This window comes from Prauserella sediminis, from assembly GCF_014195435.1.
Classification (GTDB): domain Bacteria; phylum Actinomycetota; class Actinomycetes; order Mycobacteriales; family Pseudonocardiaceae; genus Prauserella; species Prauserella salsuginis.
Genome location: NZ_JACIBS010000001.1, coordinates 1,089,510 through 1,112,616, shown reverse-complemented (window position 1 = coordinate 1,112,616; position 23,107 = coordinate 1,089,510). Strand labels below are relative to the sequence as shown.

Below are 23,107 nucleotides of genomic sequence, written 5' to 3'. Positions count from 1 at the left end.
AGGCGGCCGGGAGCCCCGAATGTTCCCCTCGTTACCGGACCGCCGACTCGGTGCTGTCGCGTCGGAACGGAGGGAGATTCGTGGTGCCCCGCCTCTCGTCGCCGCCTCATCGGTCACGCTCCGCACGGCTGTCCCCGATACGCGCGACCACTGTGCCCTTGGGGCATGCGCACTCTCGTTGCGTCGGCGGCATCGTGTTCGCGGAACGTCACGCGATGTGACGATGCGAATTGACCCGGCGGTAACTTACCTCTGGTCAGAAGTTGCCCGGCTGGTTACAGTTTTTGTGTGACTTCGCGTAACACCATCGCTGGGGATGGCAGGACTGACCTCGACTACGACGTACTGGTCGTCGGCTCCGGGTTCGGCGGCAGCGTCGCGGCGCTGCGGCTGACCGAGAAGGGCTACCGCGTCGGCGTCATCGAAGCGGGTAAGCGGTTCACCGACGAGGATTTCGCCAAGACGTCGTGGGATCTGCGCAACTACCTGTGGGCTCCGCAGCTCGGGTGTTACGGCATCCAGCGGGTTCACCTGCTGCGCGACTGCATGATCCTCGCCGGGTCGGGGGTCGGCGGTGGGTCGCTGGTGTACGCGAACACCCTGTACCGGCCGCTCGCGCCGTTCTACCGGGATCCGCAGTGGTCGCACATCACCGACTGGGAGTCCGAGCTCGCGCCGTTCTACGACCAGGCCAGCCGCATGCTCGGCGTGAACGTCAACCCGACGGTCACCCCGTCCGACGAGGTCATGCAGAAGGTGGCCGCGGATCTGGGCGTCTCCGATACGTATCACGCGACACCGGTGGGCGTGTACTTCGGCGAACCGGGCGAGGACGTCGCCGACCCGTACTTCGGCGGTGCCGGCCCGGCGCGCACGGGCTGCACCGAATGCGGGTCCTGCATGACCGGCTGCCGCGTGGGCGCCAAGAACACGCTGGTCAAGAACTACCTGTACCTGGCCGAACAGGGCGGGGCGCATGTCGTGCCGATGACGACGGTCACGGCCGTGCGGCCCCGTGGAAATGGGGGCACCCCCGCCAATGAGGGCGTAGCCGGCGGGGGAGGGGCGTTCGAGGTCGACCTGCGCAAGACGGGCACGACGTCGAAGAAGTTCACCACGACCGTCACGGCGGGCCACGTCGTCATGGCTGCGGGCACGTGGGGTACGCAGAAGCTGCTGCACGCGATGCGCGACAACGGCACGTTGCCGCGGCTGTCGAACCGGTTCGGCGAGCTGACGCGCACCAACTCCGAGGCGATCCTCGGCGCCGCACGCACCGACGTCGATCCGGAGCGGGACTACAGCCGGGGCGTCGCGATCACGTCGTCGATCCACCCCGACGAGGACACCCACGTCGAGCCGGTGCGCTACGGCAAGGGCAGCAACGCGATGAGCCTGCTGCAGACGATCGCCACCGACGGCAGCCTCGCCGAGCCGCGGTGGAAGCAGCTGGCCAAGTACATGATCAAGCACCCGCTCAAGAGCATGAAGATGCTCAACGGCTACAAGTGGAGCGAGCGGACGGTGATCCTGCTCGTCATGCAGAGCCTCGACAACTCGATCACGACGTTCACCAAGCGGGGTCTGTTCGGGCGGCGCAGGTACACCTCGAAGCAGGGGCACGGCCGGCCGAACCCGACGTTCATCCCGGCCGGGTACGAGGCCACGCAGCGCACGGCGGAACACATCGACGGTGTCGCGGGCGGCACGTGGGGCGAGATCTTCGACATCCCGCTGACCGCCCACTTCATCGGCGGTGCCCCGATCGGCACGAACGCCGAGGAGGGCGTCATCGACCCGTACCACCGGGTTTTCGGCTATCCGAACCTGCACGTCGTGGACGGCTCGGCGATCACGGCCAACCTGGGCGTGAACCCGTCGCTGACGATCACGGCACAGGCGGAGCGGGCGTTCTCGTTCTGGCCGAACGCCGGCGAGGCGGATCCGCGCCCGCCGCAGGGCGAGCCGTACCGCCGGATCGACCCGGTCGCTCCTCGTCGCCCGGCCGTTCCCGCCGAAGCCCCCGGTGCCCTCCGCCTCCCGATCACCCCGGCGTAGCCCCCGCCGGCCGCGTGTCCTGCACCCAGGCACGCGTGTCCTGCACCCAGGCACGCGTGTCCTGCACCTGTGACGCCGTGTTGCGCCCTCCGGGGGCCCGTGCTGCGCCCTCGGGGGCCCGGGGAGCGCAACACGGGCCCGGGATCCGCAACACGGACACGCGGGGTGGCGTCAGGTCAGGGTCGTCAGCTGGGGCGTGGTGATCGCGTGCATGGTGATGCGGACCGTGGCCGGGTCGTAGTCGGGAACGTCGCCGACGACCACGCGTGCGGCGTCCAGCTGGGCCTGCGCACGCATCGCGAGTGCGGTGTCGCCGGTGAACAGTCCCACCGCCGGTGCGGCCGCTCCCGGTGCGGAGACCGCGGCGAGTGCCTCCTCGGGCTCGTCGGCGACCGTCACGGCCAACACCGGCCCGCCCGCCGGTTCGTTCTCGGTACCGGTGACCAGCGTCGGTTCTCCCGAGGTGCCGCCCGCCAGCACGGTCGCGCCTGCGGCCACGGTGTCGGTCAGCCATGCTGCGGTCTGCTCGGTCACGTCGGCGGGCAGCGGGCTCACCGAGACGGACGTGTCGTAGGCGTTGCCGGTGGGCTGGGCTTCGACGGCCGACGTCAGCGCGGGCAGCAGTGCGTCGGCGACCGCCGAGGACACGACGGCCCGTCGCACCGCCTCCGGTCGCATCCCGCCCTGTCGGGTGGCGGCGACGGCGATGCGCTCGGCGATCTCGGCATGGTCGGCGGTGCCGGCGAGGTCGGTCACGACCACGGCCGCGCCCCGCGACGGAGCGGCTGTCTCCAACCGGACCAGGTCGCCGTCCGCCGGCTCGGCGCCGGGGAGGATCGAGAATGCCCCCTCCGGCATGCCGACCTCGCCCAGCGCCTCGCCGAGTGCCAATGCCGACAGCGGCGTCGCCGTGCCCGCCGCGACGACCACCGGTGAGCCGACCGCGAACGCGGCCGCCACGGCGTGGGCCGCGCTGCGCAACGGCGCCTCCGGTGACACGACGCCGAGCACCGGTCCGCGCGGAATCTCGCGGATCAATGTCGTCACCCCGCCGTTGCTGCTCACCCTGCCGTCGCGGGGCAGCGGATGCCGCGCCGCGTACTGCAGCACCGCGACGGCGTCGTGCACCTCCTGCTGTGCCCAGCGCAGCGGAATGCCGCTCTCCGCGGTGATCAGTTCCGACAGCTCTTCGTGGCGGGCTTCGAGTTCACCCGCGGCGATCTGCAGTGCACCCGTGCGCAGCTCCTCGTCGTCGATGCGGCCGAGTTGCACCGCCGCGGCGACGGCGCGTGCGATCTGCTCCGGCGAGGGCGTGGCGACGGTGGCCACCTCGGTGTCGTCGGCGGGGTGCGTGACGGGTGTCGTGTCCGGGCTTTGCTCCGCGCGCCCGGCGATCCAGGCCTCGCGCGGACGAGGGGTGTACGCCTCGTCGTGGTCGTCGGCATCGGGATCGAAGTCGAAATCCGGCGAGCCTGCTGTGTTCATGGCCGCACCCTATGTGTGCCCGCTCACCCACGCCGAACGCCCGCCGTGCCACCCGGGCGAAGCTGCCCACCTGGCGGCAACGGTCGTCGGCTCACCTGCGACGATGGAAGCCAGCCGAATGTCGCAGCGAGGAGGTCCTGCTCGTGCCCGAGAACACGTCCGCCGGTCCGGCCGCCGCCACCGAGGGCCCGGTCCTCGTCGTGGACTACGGGGCGCAGTACGCCCAGCTCATCGCACGCCGGGTGCGGGAGGCGCAGGTGTACTCGGAGGTCGTGCCGCACACGGCGACAGCGGCGGAGATGCTCGACCGCAATCCGTCGGCGATCATCCTGTCCGGCGGCCCGTCGAGCGTGTACGCCGGCGATGCGCCGAGTATCGATCCGGCGCTGTTCGACGCGGGCGTGCCGGTGTTCGGCATCTGCTACGGCTTCCAGGTGATGGCGCAGGCGCTGGGCGGCACGGTCGAGCACACGGGCACGCGCGAGTTCGGCCGCACCGAGGTCGACGTCTCCGGTGGGCGGCTGCACGAGGAACTGCCTACGCGGCATCCGGTGTGGATGAGTCACGGTGACTGTGTGACGAAGGCGCCCGAGGGCTTCGAGGTCACGGCCAGCAGCGAGGGTGCGCCGGTGGCCGGGTTCGAGAACGTCGGCCGCGGCTTCGCGGGGGTGCAGTACCACCCGGAGGTGGCGCATTCGCCGCACGGCCAGGAGGTGCTGCGTCGGTTCCTGCACGAGATCGCCCGCATTCGTCCACAGTGGACCACATCGTCCATTGTGGATGACCAGGTTGCGCGGATCCGGGCCGAGATCGGTGACGACGGGCACGCGATCTGCGCCCTGTCCGGCGGTGTCGACTCGGCCGTCGCGGGCGCGCTCGTGCAGCGCGCGATCGGGGACCGGCTCACGTGTGTGTTCGTCGACCACGGCCTGCTGCGGTCGGGCGAACGCACGCAGGTGGAACGCGACTTCGTCGCCGCGACGGGCGTCAACCTCGTGACCGTCGACGCGCGTGACCAGTTCCTCACCGCGCTCGCCGGAGTCAGCGACCCGGAGGAGAAGCGCAAGATCATCGGGCGCGAGTTCATCCGCGTCTTCGAACGTGCCGCGCGTGACCTGAAGGAGAAGGGCGACGCCGAGTACCTCGTCCAGGGCACGCTGTATCCGGACGTCGTCGAATCCGGCGGCGGCACCGGTGCGTCGAACATCAAGAGCCACCACAACGTCGGCGGCCTGCCCGAGGACCTGCAGTTCACGCTCGTCGAACCGCTGCGGCTGCTGTTCAAGGACGAGGTGCGCCGCGTCGGCCTCGAACTCGGCCTGCCGGAGACGATCGTGCAGCGCCAGCCGTTCCCCGGGCCGGGACTGGGGATCCGCATCATCGGCGAGGTCACCGGCGACCGGCTGGACACGCTGCGTGCCGCCGACGCCATCGCGCGCGAAGAACTGTCGGCCGCCGGACTGGACCGCGACATCTGGCAGTGCCCCGTGGTGCTGCTGGCCGACGTGCGCAGCGTCGGCGTACAGGGCGACGGCCGCACCTACGGCCACCCCGTCGTGCTGCGTCCCGTTTCCAGCGAAGACGCCATGACAGCCGATTGGACTCGGCTACCCTACGACGTGCTCGAGCGCATCTCGACGCGCATCACCAACGAGGTCGCCGAGGTCAACAGGGTCGTGCTGGACGTGACGAGCAAGCCGCCGGGCACGATCGAATGGGAATGACGCGCGAAACGAACCGGGGGTAGCGGACGTGTGGATCGCAGGCGCGATTCTGATCGTGGCGGGTGTCGCCGCCTTCTTCTTCATGCAGCACACCAAACGCGAGCTGCACGCGATGATCGGCACGGAGACGCTGTCGATCCCGGACCTCGAAGCGGAACGCAAGGTCTCCGACGAGCTCGGTGCGAAGGGGTCGTTCCGCAAGGTCGCCGAGGTCGTCGGTGCGGCGCATCCGCGGCCGGAGGGTGTGCTGACGGCGGAACTGTCGAAGCAGGAATGCGTCTGGTATCGCTACACCGTCGAGCGCGAGTACGAGCACGTCGAATACCGCGACGGTGACCGCCGCACGCGCAGGCGTACCGAGAAGATGACCGACCACTCGTCCAACGCGGGCTTCGCCGTGATCGACGAGGCGGGCCGCACCATCGGTGTCGACCCGAGCGGCGAACGCCCCGACAGCCCCGAACAGGTCGTCGACCGGTTCGAACCGGCCGACGGCGGCCGCGACAGCTTCGAACTGTTCGGCATCCGGTTGCCCAGTTTCGGCGGCGGCAACCGGACGATCGGCTACAAGTACAAGGAGTGGATCGTCCGCCCGGGGCGCCGCTTGTACGTCCTCGGTGAGGTGCACGACAAGATCGGCCCGCTGGTCATCGGCAAGCCGTCCGACGGCGGGCACTTCATCGTCTCGACCCGATCCGAGGGCGAACTGCGCAAGTCCCGCGAGACGCAGCACAAGCTGCTGGCGCTCGGCACGGTCGCCGGTGTCGTCATCGGCATCGGGTTGATCGTCGCGCAGATCGTCACCTAGGAACCGCCGAGTCGGCGATCCGTTCACGCCGTGGCAGGTCGGAGATGTTTCCGGCCGGCCACGGCGTTTTTCGCGTTGGCGGGCCCTTCGGGTCCTGTGGTTCGGCGGCGGTGTAGCCGGGAACCGGGGTAGTAGTCGAGAACCGGGGTAGCCGGAATCGATGTAGCCGGGTCCAGGACCGCCGGAATCAGTGCCGCGGAGAACCGGGGCAGTCGGCACCGACGCCGCCGGAACCGGTGCGGCTGGAACCGGTGCGGCTGGAAACCCGATGGTGGCCGGAAATCGGCGGCATGCAGGGCCGGCGTCCGGCGGCGGCGGGAAGCGGGAGAGCCGAGAAAGGCGGGTTTCCCGCCATGTTCACGGTATAGCGCATCCCTGGGCTTGCGGCAATCCCCGGTGTGCGGCGCAGACTTGCGTCTCGTCGAATCCGGCCGGGAATCCGATTTCCGGCAATTGTTCAGGGGGACTTCCATGTACGACGTGATCGTCGTCGGCGGTGGGCCGACCGCGGCGATGCTGGCCGCCGAACTGCGCCTGCACGAGGTGTCGGTGCTGGTGTTGGAACGGGACCCGGAGCCGTCGCCGGTGGTGCGATCGCTCGGGCTCCATGTGCGCAGCATCGAGGTGCTGGATCAGCGCGGGCTCCTGGAGCCGTTGCTCGAGCGTGGCAGGCGGAGTCCGCTGGGTGGTCAGTTCGCGGCGATCCCCGGGCCGGTGCCCGACATCGACACGACGCATCCCTACATCCTCGGAGTGCCGCAACCCGTCGTCGACCTGCTGCTCGAACGGCACGCCGCAGCGGCGGGTGCGGAGATCCGCCGCGGCCACGAGGTGACCGGCCTCGCGCAGGATGCGGGCGGCGTGACGGTGGAGCTGACCGACGGGACGACCGAGCGCGGCCGCTACGCCGTCGGCTGCGACGGGGGCCGCAGCACCGTGCGGAAACTGCTCGGCGTCGGCTTCCCCGGTGAACCGACGCGGACGGAGAACCTGCTGGGGGAGGTCGAAGTGACGGCCCCGCCCGAGGAGCTGGCGGCCGTGGTGACCGAGGTGCGCGGGACACAGCTGCGGTTCGGAATCGGCCCGATCGGCGACGGCGTCCACCGCGTCACCGTGCCCGCGGCCGGTGTCTCAGCCGGTCGCACACCGCCGACTCTCGACGAGCTCGCCAGCCGCCTCGTCGCCGTCGCGGGTACCGACTTCGGGGTGCATTCACCGCGGTGGCTGTCGCGGTTCGGCGACGCCACGCGGCTCGCGGAGCGCTACCGCGTCGGCCGTGTCCTGCTGGCGGGCGACGCGGCGCACGTCCACCCGCCACTCGGCGGGCAGGGGCTCAACCTCGGCATCCAGGACGCGTTCAACCTCGGCTGGAAACTCGCCGCCGAGGTGGCGGGGTGGGCGCCGGAGGGGTTGCTCGACAGCTACGAGTCGGAGCGGCGCCCGGTGGCAGCCGACGTGCTCGACAACACGCGAGCCCAGACGGTGTTGATGGCGACCGACGCGCGGTCGCAGGCGGTGCGCAGGCTCGTCGCTGAGTTGATTGAGATCGACGAGGTGAACCGGCGGTTGACCGAGAAGATCGTCGCCACCGCGGTGCGCTACGACGTCGGCGACGCGGGCGACGGGGAACGCGCCGACCTGCTGGGCCTGCGGATGCGGGACGTGCCGTTGGCCGGCGCCAGGCTCTACGAGCGCACCCGCGCGGGGCGGGGACTGCTGCTCGACCCGCGGGGAGAGTTGTCGATCGAAGGGTGGGCCGACCGGGTCGACCACGTCGCCGAGCTCGCCGCGGTCGATGCGGCAGGAGCGGGGGCGGCAGGAGCGGGTGTGCCAGGAGTCGAGCCCGGGGGAGCCGAGCCCGCCGGGGTGGGCGCCGCCGGACGCGATCGGGCAGGCGACACCGTGCTCCGAGATGCCGTGCTCCGAGATGCCGCAGCAGACGGAGCCGCTGCCGACACAGCAGCCGACGGCGACGCCGCCGCCGGCGATGCGTGTGGCGTTCCGCCTGCGGTGCTGTTGCGCCCGGACGGGCACATCGTGTGGGCGGGCGGCAGTCCCGCCGCCCTGCGGGAGCGGCTCACGCGCTGGTTCGGCGCCGCCGCGTGAGCGCTCCGCGCCGGACGGGAGGCAACCGGACGGGAGGCGTCAGCGGTCCTTGCGCAGTGATGCCGCCAGCATGCCCACGCCGATGAGCACCGCGATACCGGCGATGAGCCAGCGCGGGTCGACGTGCCCGATCCACGCCGGTCCGTCGAGGAACACGTACCCGGTGCCGCCGAGTGCCGCCAATCCGGCGACGAGGGACAGCGGATCGAACCGCCGCCTGGGGGACGTGCCGGTGGCAGCCGAGTCGGTCGGGTGCTCGAACGGGTTCTGCTCAGCCATCGCGCCGCACCTCCACGTTGCCGACACCGGTCTCGAGCACCAGGCGGAACCGTGGTCCGCCGGTACCGTCGTCACCGTTGTCGCGTCCGACCAGACTCTGATTGCTCACGCCGCTCTGCGACTTTCCCAGACACATCGCCGACCCGGTGTGGGCCGTGCAGTCGTAGGTCACGTCCGCGTCGCGCGGCACGGTGAACGTGATGTCACCCGTGCCGACCCGCGCCTCGACGGGGACCGTGCCGGAAGGAGTGGCCCGCTCGTCCATCTCGAGTTCGGTCAGGTCGATGTCGATCGCACCCGCGGTGCGTTCGTAAGTGTGATCGAGCTGCGCCGCGGTCCGTGGCGTCTCGATGATCTCGCCCACGCCGCCGGGATATCCGCCCGCGGGCCACGCGCTCGTCAGCACGGCCACGGCTGCCGTCGGCACGGCGAACCAGATCAGCCCGCGTGCGCCTCCGGTGAACGCGCCGACCAGCAGCCCTCCTGCGAGCACGGCCAGCGTCGCCGCGGCCACCTCGGCGGGGCCCCACGCCGCGTCGAGGACGTTCGCCGTCACACCCGCGGTGATCACCGCCAGCGCCAGCGTCACGAGCGTGACCTTGGAGACGCAGCGCCGGCGCCGCGGCCGTTGCTGCGGTGGGCGCTCCGGTTCCTCGGGCGGCGGTGCGGGAACGGGTGTCGACGGGTCGGCGAGATGCCAGCCCATCGGGTTCGCACCCAGGGCGTCCCAGTCGGCCGTGGCCGTGTCGACGCGGGTGCCGGGTTCAGGGGCCGTCGGGTCGGCGAACGTCCCCGCACGGGCCGCGACGGGCCGGTTGAGGTGCCCGCGGCCGCGGTGCATCAGGTACAGCGCCGTGACCACGAGTGCCAGGCCGATGAGGCCGCCGCCGTCCAGCCACGTGCCGCCGAACGCCAATCCGAACGCCGGGAAGCACGCCGCGCACAACAGCAACGTCAGGACCTTCGACGTCGCGCTACCGCCGTGGCCGAGGAGCGCCTCGAACGGCGACACCTCGTCGTCGGCGCCGGGCAGGAACAGCCAGCCCAGCAGGTACACCGCAGGCCCGACGCCGCCGAAGAACGTCAGCACCACCAGTGCCACGCGGATGACGATCGGGTCGATGCCGTACCGCAGTCCGATCCCCGCGGCGACACCCGCGATCTTGCGCCCCTGCGCGGGGCGGCGGGGTCTGCTCGCCCAGAAGTCCTTGACCGTCGCCTCGAACCCGTCGAGGTGCCGGGTCGCACCGCTCGTGCTGTTCATGACAACGAGCATGCGCTTCGCGGCGGCTCCGGCACATCGGGGAGCACCCTGAAACCGTCCCCGAGGTCGGCACGGCCGCAGGCCCCGCGTGCTCGGCGCGGACCGGTACCCGTCTCCGGGCAGCGCTTCAGGGGTTTCCCTGATGATTCCGGCCCCGAAGTCTGTGACGATGGACAGCGACCATGGATGACGTGCAGGAACAGGCCGCGGACGGGCGGCCGGCGAGGTCACGGCCGACAGGTGGGGCCGACGCGCCGGACGCCGGCACCCGCGTGTCGGCCGACGGCCCGCAGGCCACGGGCGCGCAGGCCACGGGTGCACTGCCCACCGGCCCGGTGACCGGCGGCGACGGCGGCGCCGGCGCCGGAGACGCGTGGCAGAAACCCCCGAAGATGTACCGCAGGCGTGGCGGGCGCGCGCTCGCCGGCGTCGCGGGCGGCCTGGCCGACCACCTCGGCGTCAAGGTCCTGTGGGTGCGGGCCGCGTTCGCCGTGCTCGCGGGCCTCGGCGGCCTTGGGCTGATGTCCTACGGCCTGTTGTGGGCGTTCGTGCCGCAGGAACGGCGCGACACCGCCCGCGAGGAGCTGACCGGCCGCCAGCGCCAGCAGGCCTACGGGCTGATCGCACTCGGCGTCGGGCTGTCCGTCGTCGGCGGGGTGCTCAGCGGCGTGCTCACCGGTTGGGCGGGGCTGCCCGTCGCGGTGGTGCTCGTCGGTGTCGCCGTCGTGTGGCGGGAGGCCGACGAGACACAGCGGCGGCGCTGGCGCAAGGGCGCGAAGTCCGGCGTGGCCGGCGTGGTGTTCGGCGGCGGGGGCGTGTCGGCGACGATCCGCGTGCTGGCGGGCGTGGTGCTGGTCATCGCGGGCATCGGCATGATCATGCTGCGGGGAAGCGGCCTCGCCCAGGTGCAGTTCGCGTTCGTCTCCGTGCTCGCGACCCTCATCGGCGTGGCCCTGCTGACGGTGCCGTTCTGGCTGCGGCTGGTGCGCGACCTCGGTGATGAACGCCGCGCGCGCATCCGCACCGAGGAGCGTGCCGAGATCGCAGCCCACCTGCACGATTCCGTGCTGCAAACGCTTGCGCTCATTCAGAAGCGCTCCGACCATCCGCGCGAGGTCACCCGGCTGGCCCGTGGCCAGGAACGTCAGCTGCGCGCGTGGCTCTACGGTCCGAACGGCTACGGCACCCCGACCCGCGACGGCTCCGGGAACCGCGACGGCTCCGGGAACCGCGACGGCACCGCGCCCGCCGACGGCGCCGTGGGCGATACGGAGTCGGCGCCGGCCACGCTCGCGCAGGCCGTCGCAGCGGCGTGCGGCGAGATCGAGGACACGTTCGCCATCTCGGTGCAGCAGGTCGTCGTCGGCGACGTCGAACTCGACGACGGCCTCACCGCTCTCGTGCAGGCCGCGCGCGAGGCCATCGTCAACGCTGCCAAACACGCCGGGGTCGACGAGGTCAGTGTCTACGCCGAGGTGGAACCCACGTCGGTGACGGCGTTCGTCCGCGACCGCGGCTCCGGGTTCGACCCCGACGCCGTGCCCGACGACCGCCACGGGCTTTCCGACTCGATCCGGGGCAGGATGGAACGTGGCGGCGGCACCTGCCGGGTGCGCACGAGTCCCGGCGAGGGCACCGAGATTCAGCTCGAAATGCCGCGCGCGTCCGGCGCGGGCAGCACCGACACCGGCAGCGGCGGCGCGGGCGGCGACACGGGAACCGCCGCCGCGCACGACCGCCACGCCGCGCACGCATCCGACCGAGCAGCACAGGGGGCAGCCTCATGACGACCGACGACACGGGCCACACCAGCACCGACGGCCCCGCCGAGACCGGTAGCGACACGGAGCTGGCGGGCCAGCAGTCGCCCGGGCCCGTGACGGTGTTCCTCGTCGACGACCACGCCCTGTTCCGCGCCGGTGCGAAGGCGGAGCTGCAGTCGATCAGCGACGAGATCCGCGTCGTGGGCGAGGCGGGTTCGGTCGGCGAGGCCGTCGCCGGTATCACGCGGATGCGGCCGCAGGTGGTGCTGCTCGACGTGCACATGCCCGACGGTGGCGGTGCGGAGGTGCTGCGGCGGCTGCGCGGCGAGCTGCCGGACGTGGTGTTCCTCGCCCTGTCGGTGTCCGACGCGGCCGAGGACGTCATCGCGGTCATCCGGGCGGGTGCGCGCGGGTACGTCACGAAGACGATCTCGTCGGCGGAACTGGTGAAGGCGATCGTGCGAGTGTCCGGCGGTGACGCGGTCTTCTCGCCGCGGTTGGCCGGATTCGTGCTGGATGCGTTCGCCGAGCGGCCGGGTGCCGAACCGATCAGTGATCCCGAGCTGGACCAGCTCACGCCCCGGGAACGGGACGTGCTGCGGCTCCTTGCGCGTGGCTACGCGTACAAGGAGATCGCGTCGGAGCTGTTCATCTCGGTGAAGACGGTCGAGACCCACGTGTCGAGCGTGCTGCGGAAGACGCAGCTGTCGAACCGCTACGAACTCTCCCGCTGGGCCACGGACCGCCGCCTCGTCTGAACGCCCCCCACGGACCACTGCCCTCGTCTGAATGTCCCCAAGGGCAGCTTTGGGGCGTTGAGCGCCCGAAGGTGCCCTCGGGGACCCTGAAAATGTAGTTCAACTTAAATAGGGTTCAGAACTGTTCGCTTGTCCTCATTAGTTGTGGTGGGCGAAGCTTGAAGGTATGCACCTCGGGTCCCGGAAAGCTGCCGTACTGCCGTGGGTCGCCGCGCTGGCCGTCATGGTGTTGTGGGCGTCGTCGTTCGTGGTCATTCGCGGCGTCGGCGTGCACTTCTCGGCCGGTTCGATGGCGCTGCTGCGGCTGGTCGTCGCGTCGGTCGCGTTGGCGATCGGTGCGGTGATCTACCGGCCACGGTGGCCCCGTACGGCCGCGGCGTGGGGTTGGATCCTGCTGTGGGGCGTGTCCTGGTTCGGCGTGTACACGGTCGTGCTCAACCTCGCCGAACACCACATCGATGCGGGAACCACGGCCATGCTCGTCAACGTCGCGCCGCTGCTGGTCGCGCTGGCGTCGGGAGTGCTGCTCGGCGAGGGGTTGCCCGCGCGGTTGTTCGTCGGCATCGGTGTGTCGATGGCCGGCATCGTCGTCATCACCCTCGCCACCACGACCGGCCAGCTGACGATGGCGGGCGTGGTGCTGTCGTTGATCGCCGCGGTGCTGTACGCCGGGAGCGTGCTGCTGCAGAAATGGCGACTGACCGGCGGCGATTCGTACGCGGTCACGCTGATCGGCATCGTCGGCGCGATGGTGGCGTGCACCCCGTTCTCCGGGGACCTCGCCGACGACCTGCCGGCCGCGCCGCCCGGGTCGGTGCTGGCCGTCGTCTACCTGGGCCTGTTCCCGACCGCGCTGGCGTTCAACTTCTGGGGTTACGCGCTGAAGAACATCCCGGCGGGCGTACTCAGCTCGTCGTCGTTGGTCGTGCCTGCGCTCGTGGTCCTGCTGTCGTGGATCGCGCTGGCGGAGGTGCCGCCGTTGCTGGCCGTCGTCGGCGGGGCGCTGTGCCTGACCGGTGCGGGTTTCTCGATCGTGCCGCACATCCGCGCCGCGCTGCGCAGGCCCGAGCCGGTGCTCGAACCCGAGCCGTCCCTAACGCGCTGACCGGCTCGCAGGTGGAGGTGTTGTTCGCCGCGGCCCGACCGGTACTGGCGGCGGGGTCCTCCGCGACGACTGGCCGGCGTCAACGGGTGGGCCTGCGGGCTCAGCGGACGGGACCGGCCGCCTCACGGACGAGTGTGACGCCGACGTTCAGAGGACGAGCACGAGGACGACGACGATCACCAACAGCACGGCGGCCGCGCCGACGAGCAGCCACGTGCGCATCGCCCCTGCGCTCATCGACCCTGCGCCCATCGAACCCGCGCGCATCGAACCTGGGCCCATCGAACCTGCGCCCATCGAACCCGTGCGCTGGGGTGCGGGTGGTGGAGGCGGTGCAGGCACGCTGACGACCTGCGGCAGCACCGGCACCGTCGGCATCGCCGGAGCCGTCGGCGGCACGAGACCCTGTTCGCGGCCCTTCGTGATCGCGCGCAGCGCCTGCACGGTGTCCTGCATCGTGGGCCGCAGCTCGGGGTCGTCGCGCAGCAGTTTCAACAGCGCCCCGGTCAGTGCACCGCAGCGGCGCGGCACGACCGGTGTTCCCGTGCCGTCCTCGCCGAACGGTGGCACTCCCTCGACCGCGGCGAACAGCATCGCGCCGAGCGAGAAGCCGTCCGACGCGGGTGACGGTTCGACGCCCTTGGCCAGTTCGGGTGCGCGGTAGGCCGGATCGGCGGGCGGCTGGGACAGGCCGATGTCGGTGAGTTTGACTCCGCCGTCGTCGCACAGCAGGACGTTCCCGGGTTCGACGGCCCGGTGCGTCACGCCGATCGCGTGGGCCGTGGCCAGCGCCGCACCCAGCCGGTGACCGAGGTACGCCGCCTGTTGCGGGGTCAGCTCCCCGTGTTCGGCGAGGAAGTCGGCCATGTTGCGGCACGGCACGTACTCCATGATCGCCCACACGTCGCTCTCGTACCGCACCGCGTCGTATACGGCGACCGCTCCCGCGTGCACGACCCGCGTGGCCTGGCGCGCCTCGTGCAGCGCCGTCCGGCGGGCGTGGTCGGCCGCCTCGCCGGTCAGCGACGGGTCGATGTAGAGCTGTTTCGCCGCAACCGTCCGGTGCAGCATCGTGTCGAACGCCAGCCACACGATGCCGGCCCGACCGCGTCCGATCGGCTGGTCGAGCCGGTACCGCTTACCGACGACAGTGCCTTCCGCGTAGTTCACACAGTGCCTCGGGCCTGGTCAGGGAACCATTGTCGTGGTGTTGGTGTCGGACGGTCCCGGCGTGTCCGACGACGTCGGCGGCGGTTCCTCGGAGGAGGGCGGCGGCTCCGGCGACGGCTCCGTCGTCGGTTCGGGCTCGACGTAGCTGGACGTCGGTTCCTCGTACGTCGGCTCCGGCTCCTCGTAGGTCGGCTCGGGCTCGACGTACGTCGGCTCCTCCGTCGTCGGCTCCGGCGAACTCGTCGTCGGTTCCGACGAGCTCGTGGGCTGCGACGTCGACGTCGTGGCCGGTGCGGGGTTGCCCGCGGGTTCCGGGTCGTCGCCGCTCGGGCCGCTGAACAGCCACACCGCGAACGCGGCCAGGCCGACCACGACGAGACCGCCGACCAGGGCGGGCACCTTCCACTTGGGCTTCTCGTCGTCCTCGTCGACCGCCCCGGCGCCTGCGACACCGGCACCGCCCCCGGCGGCTGCCACGCGCGTGCCGTCCGGGTCGTCGTAGGGATCGTGGTCGTACGGATCTTCCGGGTAGGCGCCGTAGCCAGCAGCGGCCGCGACGCGGGTGCGTTCGTCGTAGTCGCCGTAGCTGTCGTAGGCGGTCGCCGGGTACGCCGGATCGTCGTAGTCGTGCTCGGGGTAGTCGTGCTCGGGATAACCGCCGGCCGCGGCGTAGTCGTCGTAACCGCCGTGGTCGTCGTAGTGACCACCCGCGCCGGAGCCGAGCGTGCCGGAGTGCCCCGCGGGCAGGTCCTCCCCGGCGCCCGCGGCACCTGCGACCCCGGCACCCAGGGCGCCGCCGATCGCGCCACCGGCGGCCGCGGCACCTGCGGTGCCGAGCACCGACGTGCGGTCGGCATCGTCCTGCTCGTCGGCAGGGCCGCCGAGAGGCGTCTCACCGTGGGAGACGGCGTCGAGCAGCTCCTCGCATTCCTCTGCGGTGGGCCGGTGCTGCGTCTCGGGGTGCAGCATGACGGCGAGCACGCTGGTCAGCGGGCCGGACTGGCGCGGCGGGTTGATCTGCCCCGCCGCGACGGCGTGCAGCAGGCTGAGCGTGTTCTCGGACAGGCCGAACGGCGGCTGGCCCTCGGTCGCGGCGTACAGCGTCGACCCGAGCGAGAAGATGTCGGACTCGGGTCCGGGGTCGCCGCCGATGGCCACCTCGGGGGCCAGGTAGGCGGGGGTGCCGGCGATCATGCCGGTCTTGGTGACCGTGACGTCGTCCTTGGCACGTGAGATGCCGAAGTCGGTGAGCTTCACCATGCCGTTCGGCGCGAGCAGGATGTTGCCCGGCTTGATGTCGCGGTGGACGATGCCGACCGCGTGCGCGGCCTTCAGTGCCGCGGACACCTGGGCGCCGATCTGGGCGACGTCGGTCGGCGCCAGGGTCCGGCCGCCCTGGAGCTCCTGGGCGAGGCTCGTCGACTCGAGGTACTCCATCACCAGGCACGGCTGGCCGCTGTCGTCGGTGACGACGTCGAAGACGCTGATGGCGTTCGGGTGGTGGAGTCGCGCCGCGATCCGTGCCTCGCGCATCGTGCGGGCGCGCGCGTCGTCGATCTCGTGCTCTTCGAGTCCGGACTGGAGCAGGAGCTGCTTGATGGCGACCGTGCGGTGCAGCAGTTCGTCCTGCGCCATCCACACGGCGCCCATGGCGCCGGAACCGATCCGGCTCAAGACACGGTAGCGGCCCGCGATCAGGCGACCTTCGTCGCTCACGCGACCTCCTTCGGGGGCTGGTGTCTCCGGTGGTGGAGCGTAGGCACACCGATCCGACCGAGCTGGCTGGGTGTGGTCCGGAGACGCAGCCGTCGAGCGTCTCGACCACTCAGCACAGGTTAGGCCGCTCACGCTGTGCACACGAAGGCGGCACTGGCGCGCACGGTAGTTCGCTCCGCCCAGAAGGACGCGCGGCGTTTAGAAAGGTTGTGCCACCGAGACGAATGATACCGGCTCTGTCGCGGCTGCTCTGGGTAGCGATGCGGCGGCACCTGCGGCGGTGTTGTCATCCTCACCGGTGACGACTGCGGCGGCGATGATGGATGCGACGACCATCAGCGTCGCCACGATGAGTGCGATCAGCTTCGCGCGGCGCGCGACGGGGTGTTCCGGTTCGGGGTCCGCCGTCACCGGCTCGGGCTCGCGGTTGGCCTGCACGCTGGGCGGGGGCAGGTACCGGCCGGGCTCGGCGAGGGCCTCGCGAAGGTAGGCGTCGTCGACGAGGTCGTCGTCCAGGATCTCCCGGTCGATGACGTCCTCGACTGCGACGCAGTCCTCGCTCGCGTGTCGGCGCTCGTGCACTGTTTCGGCCCTGTCTGCTCCGTCTCGTGGTTCGGTTTCGTGCGGACCCCTGCCAACCAGGTAACCGGCTGTCGTCGTCGATCACCAGGCCGTGTCGGTGGAGGGTTGAGGCCGTACGACGAGCGGTCATCGAGATCACTCGGTTAGAGCAATTTGCGACCGCTCAACGCATGCACGTGCATCCGGATGTGCGACGGAATGTGCAGGAAAGTGGCCCCGACGTGGGGAATCTCCCGTGATCACGTCCCGTCGGCGGAAATCTTCTCGGAGTCGTCGAACGTCAGCCGGCGAGTCTGCCGGGCCGTGCTGCCGTCCTCGTACGTCACCCGCAGGGTGTTGTCCGAGACGCCCTCGTACTGGTCGATCGCGATGTGCTCGACCTCGAAGTATGCGATGCCGGCGTATGTGCGCTCGAGCCCCTCGGCACCCTGCTCGCGCAGTTCACCGCTGGTCAACTCGTGTGCGGCCCGCGGATCCTCGGTCACCCGATCGAAGAACGCCTGCGACCGCTGGGCCATGGCCTCGGTGTCGTGCGCCCTGCCGAAGTACACCCGGTTGGACGTCGACGTGGACGCAGGAGTGGGTGACGGCTTCGTCGGCGACGCCGACGGCGGGGCGGACCCGGACGGTGGGCCGCTCGGCGGGTTCGACCCCGGCGGGTTGGACCCCGGCGGGGCGGACTCCGTGGGTCGAGGAGCGCCGCCCTGGGGCCTGCCGTCGCGCACGGGAGCCGGCGACTCCGTGCCGTGGCGGGTGTCGGACGGGCCGGCCGAGGTGGACGAGGACTCGGAGGTGGACGACGTCCCGGGCGGGCCCTGTTCGTGCCTGCCGCCGCGGTCGTCGCGTTCCTCGGGCAGCAGTGGTGCGACGGCGCCGTTGCGGTCGGGCCAGCCGTCGACCGCCGCGGACTGCTCGTCCGGGCCGACCAGCAGCGTGCCCGCCACGAGCAGCGCCACGACGACCGCACCGGAGGACAGGCTCGCGAACCACGCCGCCTTCCGCCACGTCGACGGCGGGGTGACCGAGGCGGGCACCGATCCCAGGTCGAACGTGCCCAGCCCGTCGACGGGGTGCACGCTCGCGCCGTCGTCGGCTTCGTTGACGTCGGTCCCGCCGGGTTTCGGTCCGGGCGTGGCGGGTGTGGATGGCTCGGGACGGGATGCGGTGCCGGAGGCGGCCTGTGCCGGGGTCTCCGACAGCGCGACACGCTGTCGGCGCGCGGGCACCTGCCCGCCAGCGTGCCCGCTGCGCGCGGGCGAGCCGACGTGCGGCGTCCCTTCGCTCGCGGCCCCTGCGTACGACCCGCTGCTCTTCGGCGGTGGTGCGTACCGGTGCGCGGCCGTGGCCGCTTGCGGGCCTGCGCTCTCGGCGGTGCCCGCCTGCGGCGCCGGCACGGCCGAGATCGGCGCGGTGGTCTCGGTGGGGTGGGCCGGCTCGGCGGGCGGAGTTCCCTGCGCCGGGATCGACGGCAGGGTGCCCGACATCGACCCCTCGGCCCGGTCGTCGCCGGGTGGGGTGGGGTCGTCGTTCCGGGCGTGGCGACCGCGTGAGCGGCCTCCGCCCGAGGTGTGATCGGTTGTGGTCCGGGTCGGGTCGAAGAAGTCGAATGCGTCGCGCGAGCCGGCGGTCATGTGGTGCGGACCCCTTCCCGCGTGCCTCCTGACGCCGGGGACGCCCCGTTTCGTCCGAACGGAGCAGCGCCCGGGGTGGTCGTGCGCCGGCCCGGGTCGATCGTGTCGTGATCCGGGCCGGTCGTGCCGCGGTTTTCGCTGTGCACAGGCCGGCGGCGGCCGGGGGTGCGGATGGCCACGCCGGATTCGGGGCTCGGGGCACGCGCAACTGCACGGCCGTATGCACGTGCGCGGCAACTTGCAGCGCGCACGGTGCCCCTCGAAACCCTCACTCGAACCAGGGTAGGAGCTTCAGCCGCCGTTCGTGGAGCTTGGAACCGTTAGTGCACCGATATCACTCCACCGGGCGCACCCTGGTTTCACTGTGTAAGCGACTGCGTCAGTTGCCGGAGCGGTACTTGGTCCGGGTGGACTGCAACGCCTTCGTCGCGACGGCCCCGCTGCCCACGGCGACGAGGATCGCCACCACGTCGAGGAAAGGGCCGCCCGCGGTGAACAGCAGCGCCAGCAGGGACGCGACCGTCGTGCCGCCCGCGACCGGCCAGCGGCTGCGCACGTAGTCGGCGATCGGCCCGCCGCCCGCTCGCTTGGTCGCCGCACTGTTGAGCAGCGCCAGATAACCCGTGTGACCGAGCGCCGCGAGGACGCTGGCGAGAGCGGCCACGACGGCGATCAGGTTGATGATCGTTTCCATGTGTCCAGTGTGCCCGAATGCGGTGACGTGCCGGTGGGCGGAAGTGTGTGGCCTCTACCGCGGGTAGGTCGGAACCGGGTCGGGGTGGCCGGTCGGCGGGCCGCACCGCACCGGCGGATCACCGGCCGCGCGTTGACGCCCGGCCGGGCCCGGTGTCAGTGCCCGAGCCTGCCGCGGCCGAGGTTCAGCAGGGCGAGCGCGAGCTGCCTGCCCTCCGGGCCGAGCTCGCGATAGCGGGCGAGCACGTCCATCTCACGGTTGTAGACGATGCGCGGGCCGCCCGCGGCCATCCGCGCGGCCCCGATCGTCCGGGAGACCTCGGCACGGCGTTTGATCAGGCGCAGGATCTCGGCGTCGAGCCAGTCGATCTCCTGGCGCAGGTCGTCGATCGTCGACTCGCTCTCGGCGGCCGGCGCATCGGCCGACTGCGCGTCGGCGGCCTGCGAATCATTGTGAGTCTGGGCGTTCATGTGACCCTCCGGTCGTGTCGGCGTGGCTCCGGACCCGGACCCCGAGCCGACGAAAGCCCCGGGTCCGAGGACTCCGGGGCTTGAGGTGATGGCTGGGTCAGCACGCGATCACGGGAGCCGGAGTCCGGGTCCCGTAGAAAAATCGGCACGTAGCGTTGACCACGGCGCGAGTATGGCACATTCCGGCCGTGTCAGGGGTGCGAGGTAGCGTGAAGTCACAATGAGCACCCTCTTCGATCTTCCCCCGGACCAGGGCTCCCACGCCGATCTGACCGGCGACCTGAACCCGGCGCAACGCGCCGCCGTCGAGCACGCGGGCGTGCCCTTGCTGGTGGTCGCCGGTGCCGGCTCCGGCAAGACCAGGGTGCTCACCCGCAGGATCGCGTACCTGCTGGCCGCCCGGAGTGCGCACCCCGGGCAGATCATGGCGATCACGTTCACCAACAAGGCCGCCGCCGAGATGCGGGAGCGGGTCGGCGAACTGGTCGGCCGCCGGTCCGGCGCGATGTGGGTGTCGACGTTCCACTCGATGTGCGTGCGGGTGCTGCGGCGCGAGGCGAAGACCCTCGAGATGTCGTCGAACTTCTCCATCTACGACGCCGACGACGCGCGCAGGCTGCTCACGCTCGTGGCCCGTGACCTGGATCTCGACTCGAAGCGGTACCAGCCGCGGGCGCTGGCCGCCCACATCTCGAACCTGAAGAACGAGCTGATCGACTCCGAGTCGGCGGGTTCGCACGCGACGAACGACTTCGAACGCAGAGCCGCCGAGGTCTACGTCGAGTACCAGCGCAGGCTCTCGCAGGCCAACGCGATGGACTTCGACGACCTGATCATGCGCACGGTCGAACTGTTCCAGGTGTTCCCCGACGTCGCCGAGTACTACCGCCGCCGGTTCCGGCACGTGCTGGTCGACGAGTACCAGGACACCAACCACGCGCAGTACACGTTGGTGCGTGAGCTGGTCGGCAGGGAGCCGACGGAGTCCGGGGTCGAACCCGCGGAGCTGTGTGTCGTCGGTGACGCCGACCAGTCGATCTACGCGTTCCGCGGCGCGACGATCCGCAACATCGAGGAGTTCGAACGGGACTTCCCGGACGCCCGCACCATCCTGCTCGAGCAGAACTACCGGTCCACGCAGACGATCCTGTCGGCGGCCAACGCCGTCATCTCGCGGAACCCGAACCGCAGGGACAAGCGCCTGTGGACGTCCGAGGGCGACGGCGAGAAGGTCGTCGGTTACGTCGCCGACAACGAACACGACGAGGCGGCGTTCGTCGCGGGTGAGATCGACGAGCTGGTCGACCAGGGCGTGGCGAAGTACTCCGACGTCGCCGTGTTCTACCGCACCAACAACCAGTCTCGGGTGTTCGAGGAGATCTTCATCCGCCTCGGGTTGCCGTACCGCGTGGTCGGCGGCGTCCGGTTCTACGAGCGCAAGGAGGTCCGCGACGCGCTCGCGTACCTGCGGGTGCTGGCGAACCCGGACGACACCGTCAGCCTGCGGCGCATCCTGAACGTGCCCAAGCGCGGCATCGGTGACCGGGCCGAGGCGTGTGTGGCCACGCACGCCGAGCGGGAGCGGATCTCGTTCGTCTCGGCGCTGCGGGACGCGGTCGCCGACAAGGTGCCGATGCTCAACCCGCGTTCGCGGAAGGCGATCACGGCGTTCGTGGAGCTGTTGGACGGCCTGTACGAGCTGGTCGACTCCGGCGTCGAGGTCGCCGACATCCTGGAGGCGGTGCTCGACCGCACGGGATACCGCGCCGAGCTGGACGCCTCCGACGATCCGCAGGACGCCTCGCGGCTGGAGAACCTCGACGAGCTCGTCACGGTCGCGCGCGAGTTCACCGAGTCGGCCGCCGAGGCCGCCGCGCTCGCCCCGGAGCCGGAGGCCGACGAGGAGCCCGACGCGGGGGTCCCGGAGCCGGGCTCGCTGCCCGCGTTCCTCGAACGGGTGTCGCTCGTGGCCGACGCGGATTCGATCCCCGAGTCGGACGGCGGTGACGCTGACGACGACGAGGAGGAGGCCGACGACGCGGGCGTGGTCACGCTGATGACGGTGCACACCGCGAAAGGCCTCGAGTACCCGGTCGTGTTCGGCACCGGCTGGGAGGACGGCGTCTTCCCGCATCTGCGCGCGCTCGGCGAACCGAAGGAACTGGCCGAGGAACGCAGGCTTGCGTACGTCGCGATCACGCGGGCGCGTGAGCGGCTGTACGTCTCGCGGGCGCTCGTGCGGACGCAGTGGGGTCAGCCCGCGGCCAATCCCGCGTCGCGGTTCCTCGACGAGATTCCCGCCGAGTTGATCGACTGGCGCCGTGAGGCCCCCTCGTCGGGCGGTGGTGGTTCGCCGCGAGCCGCAACGACCTGGGGCGGCAGGCCGGGAACCGGTTCGGACTCGGCCCAGTCGCGGATCGCCTCCGGCGGTATGCGCACGACCGGGTTCAAGGGTGCGGGGAATGACTGGAAGGACACGGTCGCGCTGAAACTCGATGCCGGTGACCGCGTGAATCACGACAAGTACGGGCTCGGCACGGTCGTGTCGACCGACGGTTCGGGCCCGCGCGCGACGGCGACGATCGATTTCGGCACGGCGGGCACGGTGCGGTTGATGCTGATCGGCAGCGTGCCGATGGTGAAGCTGTAGGCCGTATTTCGGGGCTGTGGCCCGGAATACGGCCGGTGAGGCGCGCTGGCCGGGGTGTTCGACGTGCTGGTGGGTGCCGGGTGGTTCGCGGTGGTTCCCGTGGGGGCCGCTTCGCGTTGCTGGTCCACTGTTGAAGGCGACATTCGATCGTCTGTTCGGGTGATGACTGACGTCGAGTTCCGATTCTGTCGCCTCCTCGCGATAACCTCTATCTCGAACAGGAGTTCGTAGCAGGTCGGCGATGGGGGATGACAGGTGTGGACCGCGCGAGGAACGGTGAGACGCTGGCGAGAAGTGTTCGGTCGCGTGTGTGCGCGGATGTCCGCGGCGCGTTCGCGCGGCGGAGACTGCGTGACCGCGGTCGCCCGCGGCATCGGGGTCGTCGGGCGCGGCGGGGCGACATCGGGCCCGAGCGGTGGTTTCTGGCGGTCCGCGCGGGGGTCGTCGAGGTGCTCGGCGGATTACCCGCCAGGGCGTCCGCGCGGTGTGGCCGGCAGGTTCCGGAGGTCGAACGACTGGTCGCCGCGTGGCAGCTGCTCCTGCGGCTGCACGAGCGCACCGGGGACGGCGGGTGCCGCGTGTGCGGGCCCCGTCAGGACCGCAGGCTCTGCACCGTCTGGCAGGTCGCCGTCGGATACTTTCTGCGCCGGTTGCCGAACGAGTCGCCGGTCGAGCGACGCCGCGCGGGTTGAACCGAGAGCAGCCACCGAGTCGGGGCGACGCGGTATGTCGGCAGCGCCCGTGGGGTCATCAGGACACGTAGCACCGGCCGAGTCCGTGGGATCGGCGGCGCGTGCGGAACCGGTGGAACGTGCGGAATCGGCAGACTGCGCTGCAGCGACAC

General features: G+C 71.1%; 17 protein-coding genes. 8 read left to right on the top strand and 9 right to left on the bottom strand.

Annotated features, from left to right (window positions below; translation table 11 throughout):
• Positions 1 to 288: 288 nt before the first annotated feature.
• Entirely contained in the window at positions 289 to 2,058 is a 1,770-nt protein-coding gene (locus tag FB384_RS04870) for a GMC oxidoreductase (protein WP_183779520.1), read from the top strand.
• Positions 2,059 to 2,229: 171 nt separating this feature from the next.
• Here the strand turns inward: FB384_RS04870 and FB384_RS04865 are convergent, their stop codons facing one another.
• The gene (locus tag FB384_RS04865) at positions 2,230 to 3,543 is read right to left on the bottom strand and encodes an aldehyde dehydrogenase family protein (protein WP_183779518.1); all 1,314 of its coding nucleotides are present in this window, start codon (positions 3,541 to 3,543) and stop codon (positions 2,230 to 2,232) included.
• 143 nt (positions 3,544 to 3,686) lie between these two features.
• On the opposite strand from FB384_RS04865, the gene guaA reads away from it, so the two are divergent.
• The 3 genes from guaA (at position 3,687) to FB384_RS04850 (ending at position 8,181) form a co-directional block, all read left to right on the top strand.
• Complete coding sequence (guaA, locus tag FB384_RS04860; protein WP_323985121.1) at positions 3,687 to 5,267, top strand: glutamine-hydrolyzing GMP synthase; 1,581 nt, start codon at positions 3,687 to 3,689, stop codon at positions 5,265 to 5,267.
• Positions 5,268 to 5,295: 28 nt separating this feature from the next.
• Positions 5,296 to 6,075 (top strand): E3 ubiquitin ligase family protein, encoded by a 780-nt coding sequence (locus FB384_RS04855; RefSeq protein WP_183779513.1) that lies wholly within the window; start codon positions 5,296 to 5,298, stop codon positions 6,073 to 6,075.
• Between the two features lie 471 nt (positions 6,076 to 6,546).
• On the top strand, positions 6,547 to 8,181 hold the full coding sequence (locus FB384_RS04850; RefSeq protein WP_228725963.1) for an FAD-dependent monooxygenase: 1,635 nt from the start codon (positions 6,547 to 6,549) through the stop codon (positions 8,179 to 8,181).
• Between the two features lie 39 nt (positions 8,182 to 8,220).
• Here the strand turns inward: FB384_RS04850 and FB384_RS04845 are convergent, their stop codons facing one another.
• Complete coding sequence (locus FB384_RS04845; RefSeq protein ID WP_183779511.1) at positions 8,221 to 8,460, bottom strand: hypothetical protein; 240 nt, start codon at positions 8,458 to 8,460, stop codon at positions 8,221 to 8,223.
• Positions 8,453 to 9,724 carry a PspC domain-containing protein gene (locus tag FB384_RS04840; protein ID WP_183779509.1) on the bottom strand — a complete coding sequence of 424 codons (1,272 nt, stop codon included), beginning with the start codon at positions 9,722 to 9,724 and terminating at the stop codon, positions 8,453 to 8,455. Before FB384_RS04840 ends, FB384_RS04845 begins: the two co-directional genes overlap by 8 nt.
• Before the next feature lie 182 nt (positions 9,725 to 9,906).
• Here FB384_RS04840 and FB384_RS04835 point away from each other — a divergent pair, with 182 nt between their 5' ends.
• The 3 genes from FB384_RS04835 (at position 9,907) to FB384_RS04825 (ending at position 13,350) form a co-directional block, all read left to right on the top strand.
• Entirely contained in the window at positions 9,907 to 11,511 is a 1,605-nt protein-coding gene (locus FB384_RS04835) for an ATP-binding protein (protein WP_183779507.1), read from the top strand.
• Complete coding sequence (locus tag FB384_RS04830; RefSeq protein ID WP_407676065.1) at positions 11,508 to 12,245, top strand: response regulator; 738 nt, start codon at positions 11,508 to 11,510, stop codon at positions 12,243 to 12,245. Before FB384_RS04835 ends, FB384_RS04830 begins: the two co-directional genes overlap by 4 nt.
• A 166-nt stretch (positions 12,246 to 12,411) precedes the next feature.
• Complete coding sequence (locus tag FB384_RS04825; RefSeq protein ID WP_183779505.1) at positions 12,412 to 13,350, top strand: DMT family transporter; 939 nt, start codon at positions 12,412 to 12,414, stop codon at positions 13,348 to 13,350.
• A gap of 147 nt (positions 13,351 to 13,497) precedes the next feature.
• Here the strand turns inward: FB384_RS04825 and FB384_RS04820 are convergent, their stop codons facing one another.
• From FB384_RS04820 to FB384_RS04795, 6 genes are all read right to left on the bottom strand, one after another.
• The gene (locus tag FB384_RS04820; RefSeq protein WP_183779503.1) at positions 13,498 to 14,520 is read right to left on the bottom strand and encodes a serine/threonine-protein kinase; all 1,023 of its coding nucleotides are present in this window, start codon (positions 14,518 to 14,520) and stop codon (positions 13,498 to 13,500) included.
• Positions 14,521 to 14,538: 18 nt separating this feature from the next.
• Positions 14,539 to 16,236, bottom strand: coding sequence for a serine/threonine-protein kinase (locus FB384_RS04815; protein ID WP_183779501.1), 1,698 nt, complete (start codon positions 16,234 to 16,236; stop codon positions 14,539 to 14,541).
• 198 nt (positions 16,237 to 16,434) lie between these two features.
• Complete coding sequence (locus tag FB384_RS04810) at positions 16,435 to 16,818, bottom strand: hypothetical protein (RefSeq protein ID WP_183779500.1); 384 nt, start codon at positions 16,816 to 16,818, stop codon at positions 16,435 to 16,437.
• 239 nt (positions 16,819 to 17,057) lie between these two features.
• Positions 17,058 to 18,449: a hypothetical protein gene (locus tag FB384_RS04805; protein ID WP_183779498.1), complete on the bottom strand. Its 1,392-nt coding sequence runs from the start codon at positions 18,447 to 18,449 to the stop codon at positions 17,058 to 17,060.
• 379 nt (positions 18,450 to 18,828) lie between these two features.
• Positions 18,829 to 19,143, bottom strand: coding sequence for a hypothetical protein (locus tag FB384_RS04800; RefSeq protein ID WP_183779496.1), 315 nt, complete (start codon positions 19,141 to 19,143; stop codon positions 18,829 to 18,831).
• A 155-nt stretch (positions 19,144 to 19,298) separates the two neighbouring features.
• The gene (locus FB384_RS04795) at positions 19,299 to 19,613 is read right to left on the bottom strand and encodes a chorismate mutase (RefSeq protein WP_183779494.1); all 315 of its coding nucleotides are present in this window, start codon (positions 19,611 to 19,613) and stop codon (positions 19,299 to 19,301) included.
• 220 nt (positions 19,614 to 19,833) lie between these two features.
• Between FB384_RS04795 and pcrA the strand changes: the two genes are divergently transcribed.
• Positions 19,834 to 22,263, top strand: coding sequence for a DNA helicase PcrA (gene pcrA, locus FB384_RS04790; RefSeq protein WP_183779492.1), 2,430 nt, complete (start codon positions 19,834 to 19,836; stop codon positions 22,261 to 22,263).
• The last annotated feature ends 844 nt before the right edge of the window (positions 22,264 to 23,107 follow it).

What these genes read in the sequence shown, in the direction of transcription:
- FB384_RS04865 (WP_183779518.1), bottom strand. Translation starts at nt 3,543, where the DNA reads ATGAACACAGCAGGCTCGCCGGATTTCGACTTCGATCCCGATGCCGAC.
- FB384_RS04850 (WP_228725963.1), top strand. Translation starts at nt 6,547, where the DNA reads ATGTACGACGTGATCGTCGTCGGCGGTGGGCCGACCGCGGCGATGCTG.
- FB384_RS04845 (WP_183779511.1), bottom strand. Translation starts at nt 8,460, where the DNA reads ATGGCTGAGCAGAACCCGTTCGAGCACCCGACCGACTCGGCTGCCACC.
- FB384_RS04840 (WP_183779509.1), bottom strand. Translation starts at nt 9,724, where the DNA reads ATGAACAGCACGAGCGGTGCGACCCGGCACCTCGACGGGTTCGAGGCG.
- FB384_RS04835 (WP_183779507.1), top strand. Translation starts at nt 9,907, where the DNA reads ATGGATGACGTGCAGGAACAGGCCGCGGACGGGCGGCCGGCGAGGTCA.
- FB384_RS04830 (WP_407676065.1), top strand. Translation starts at nt 11,508, where the DNA reads ATGACGACCGACGACACGGGCCACACCAGCACCGACGGCCCCGCCGAG.
- FB384_RS04825 (WP_183779505.1), top strand. Translation starts at nt 12,412, where the DNA reads ATGCACCTCGGGTCCCGGAAAGCTGCCGTACTGCCGTGGGTCGCCGCG.
- FB384_RS04805 (WP_183779498.1), bottom strand. Translation starts at nt 18,449, where the DNA reads ATGACCGCCGGCTCGCGCGACGCATTCGACTTCTTCGACCCGACCCGG.
- FB384_RS04800 (WP_183779496.1), bottom strand. Translation starts at nt 19,143, where the DNA reads ATGGAAACGATCATCAACCTGATCGCCGTCGTGGCCGCTCTCGCCAGC.
- FB384_RS04795 (WP_183779494.1), bottom strand. Translation starts at nt 19,613, where the DNA reads ATGAACGCCCAGACTCACAATGATTCGCAGGCCGCCGACGCGCAGTCG.
- pcrA (WP_183779492.1), top strand. Translation starts at nt 19,834, where the DNA reads ATGAGCACCCTCTTCGATCTTCCCCCGGACCAGGGCTCCCACGCCGAT.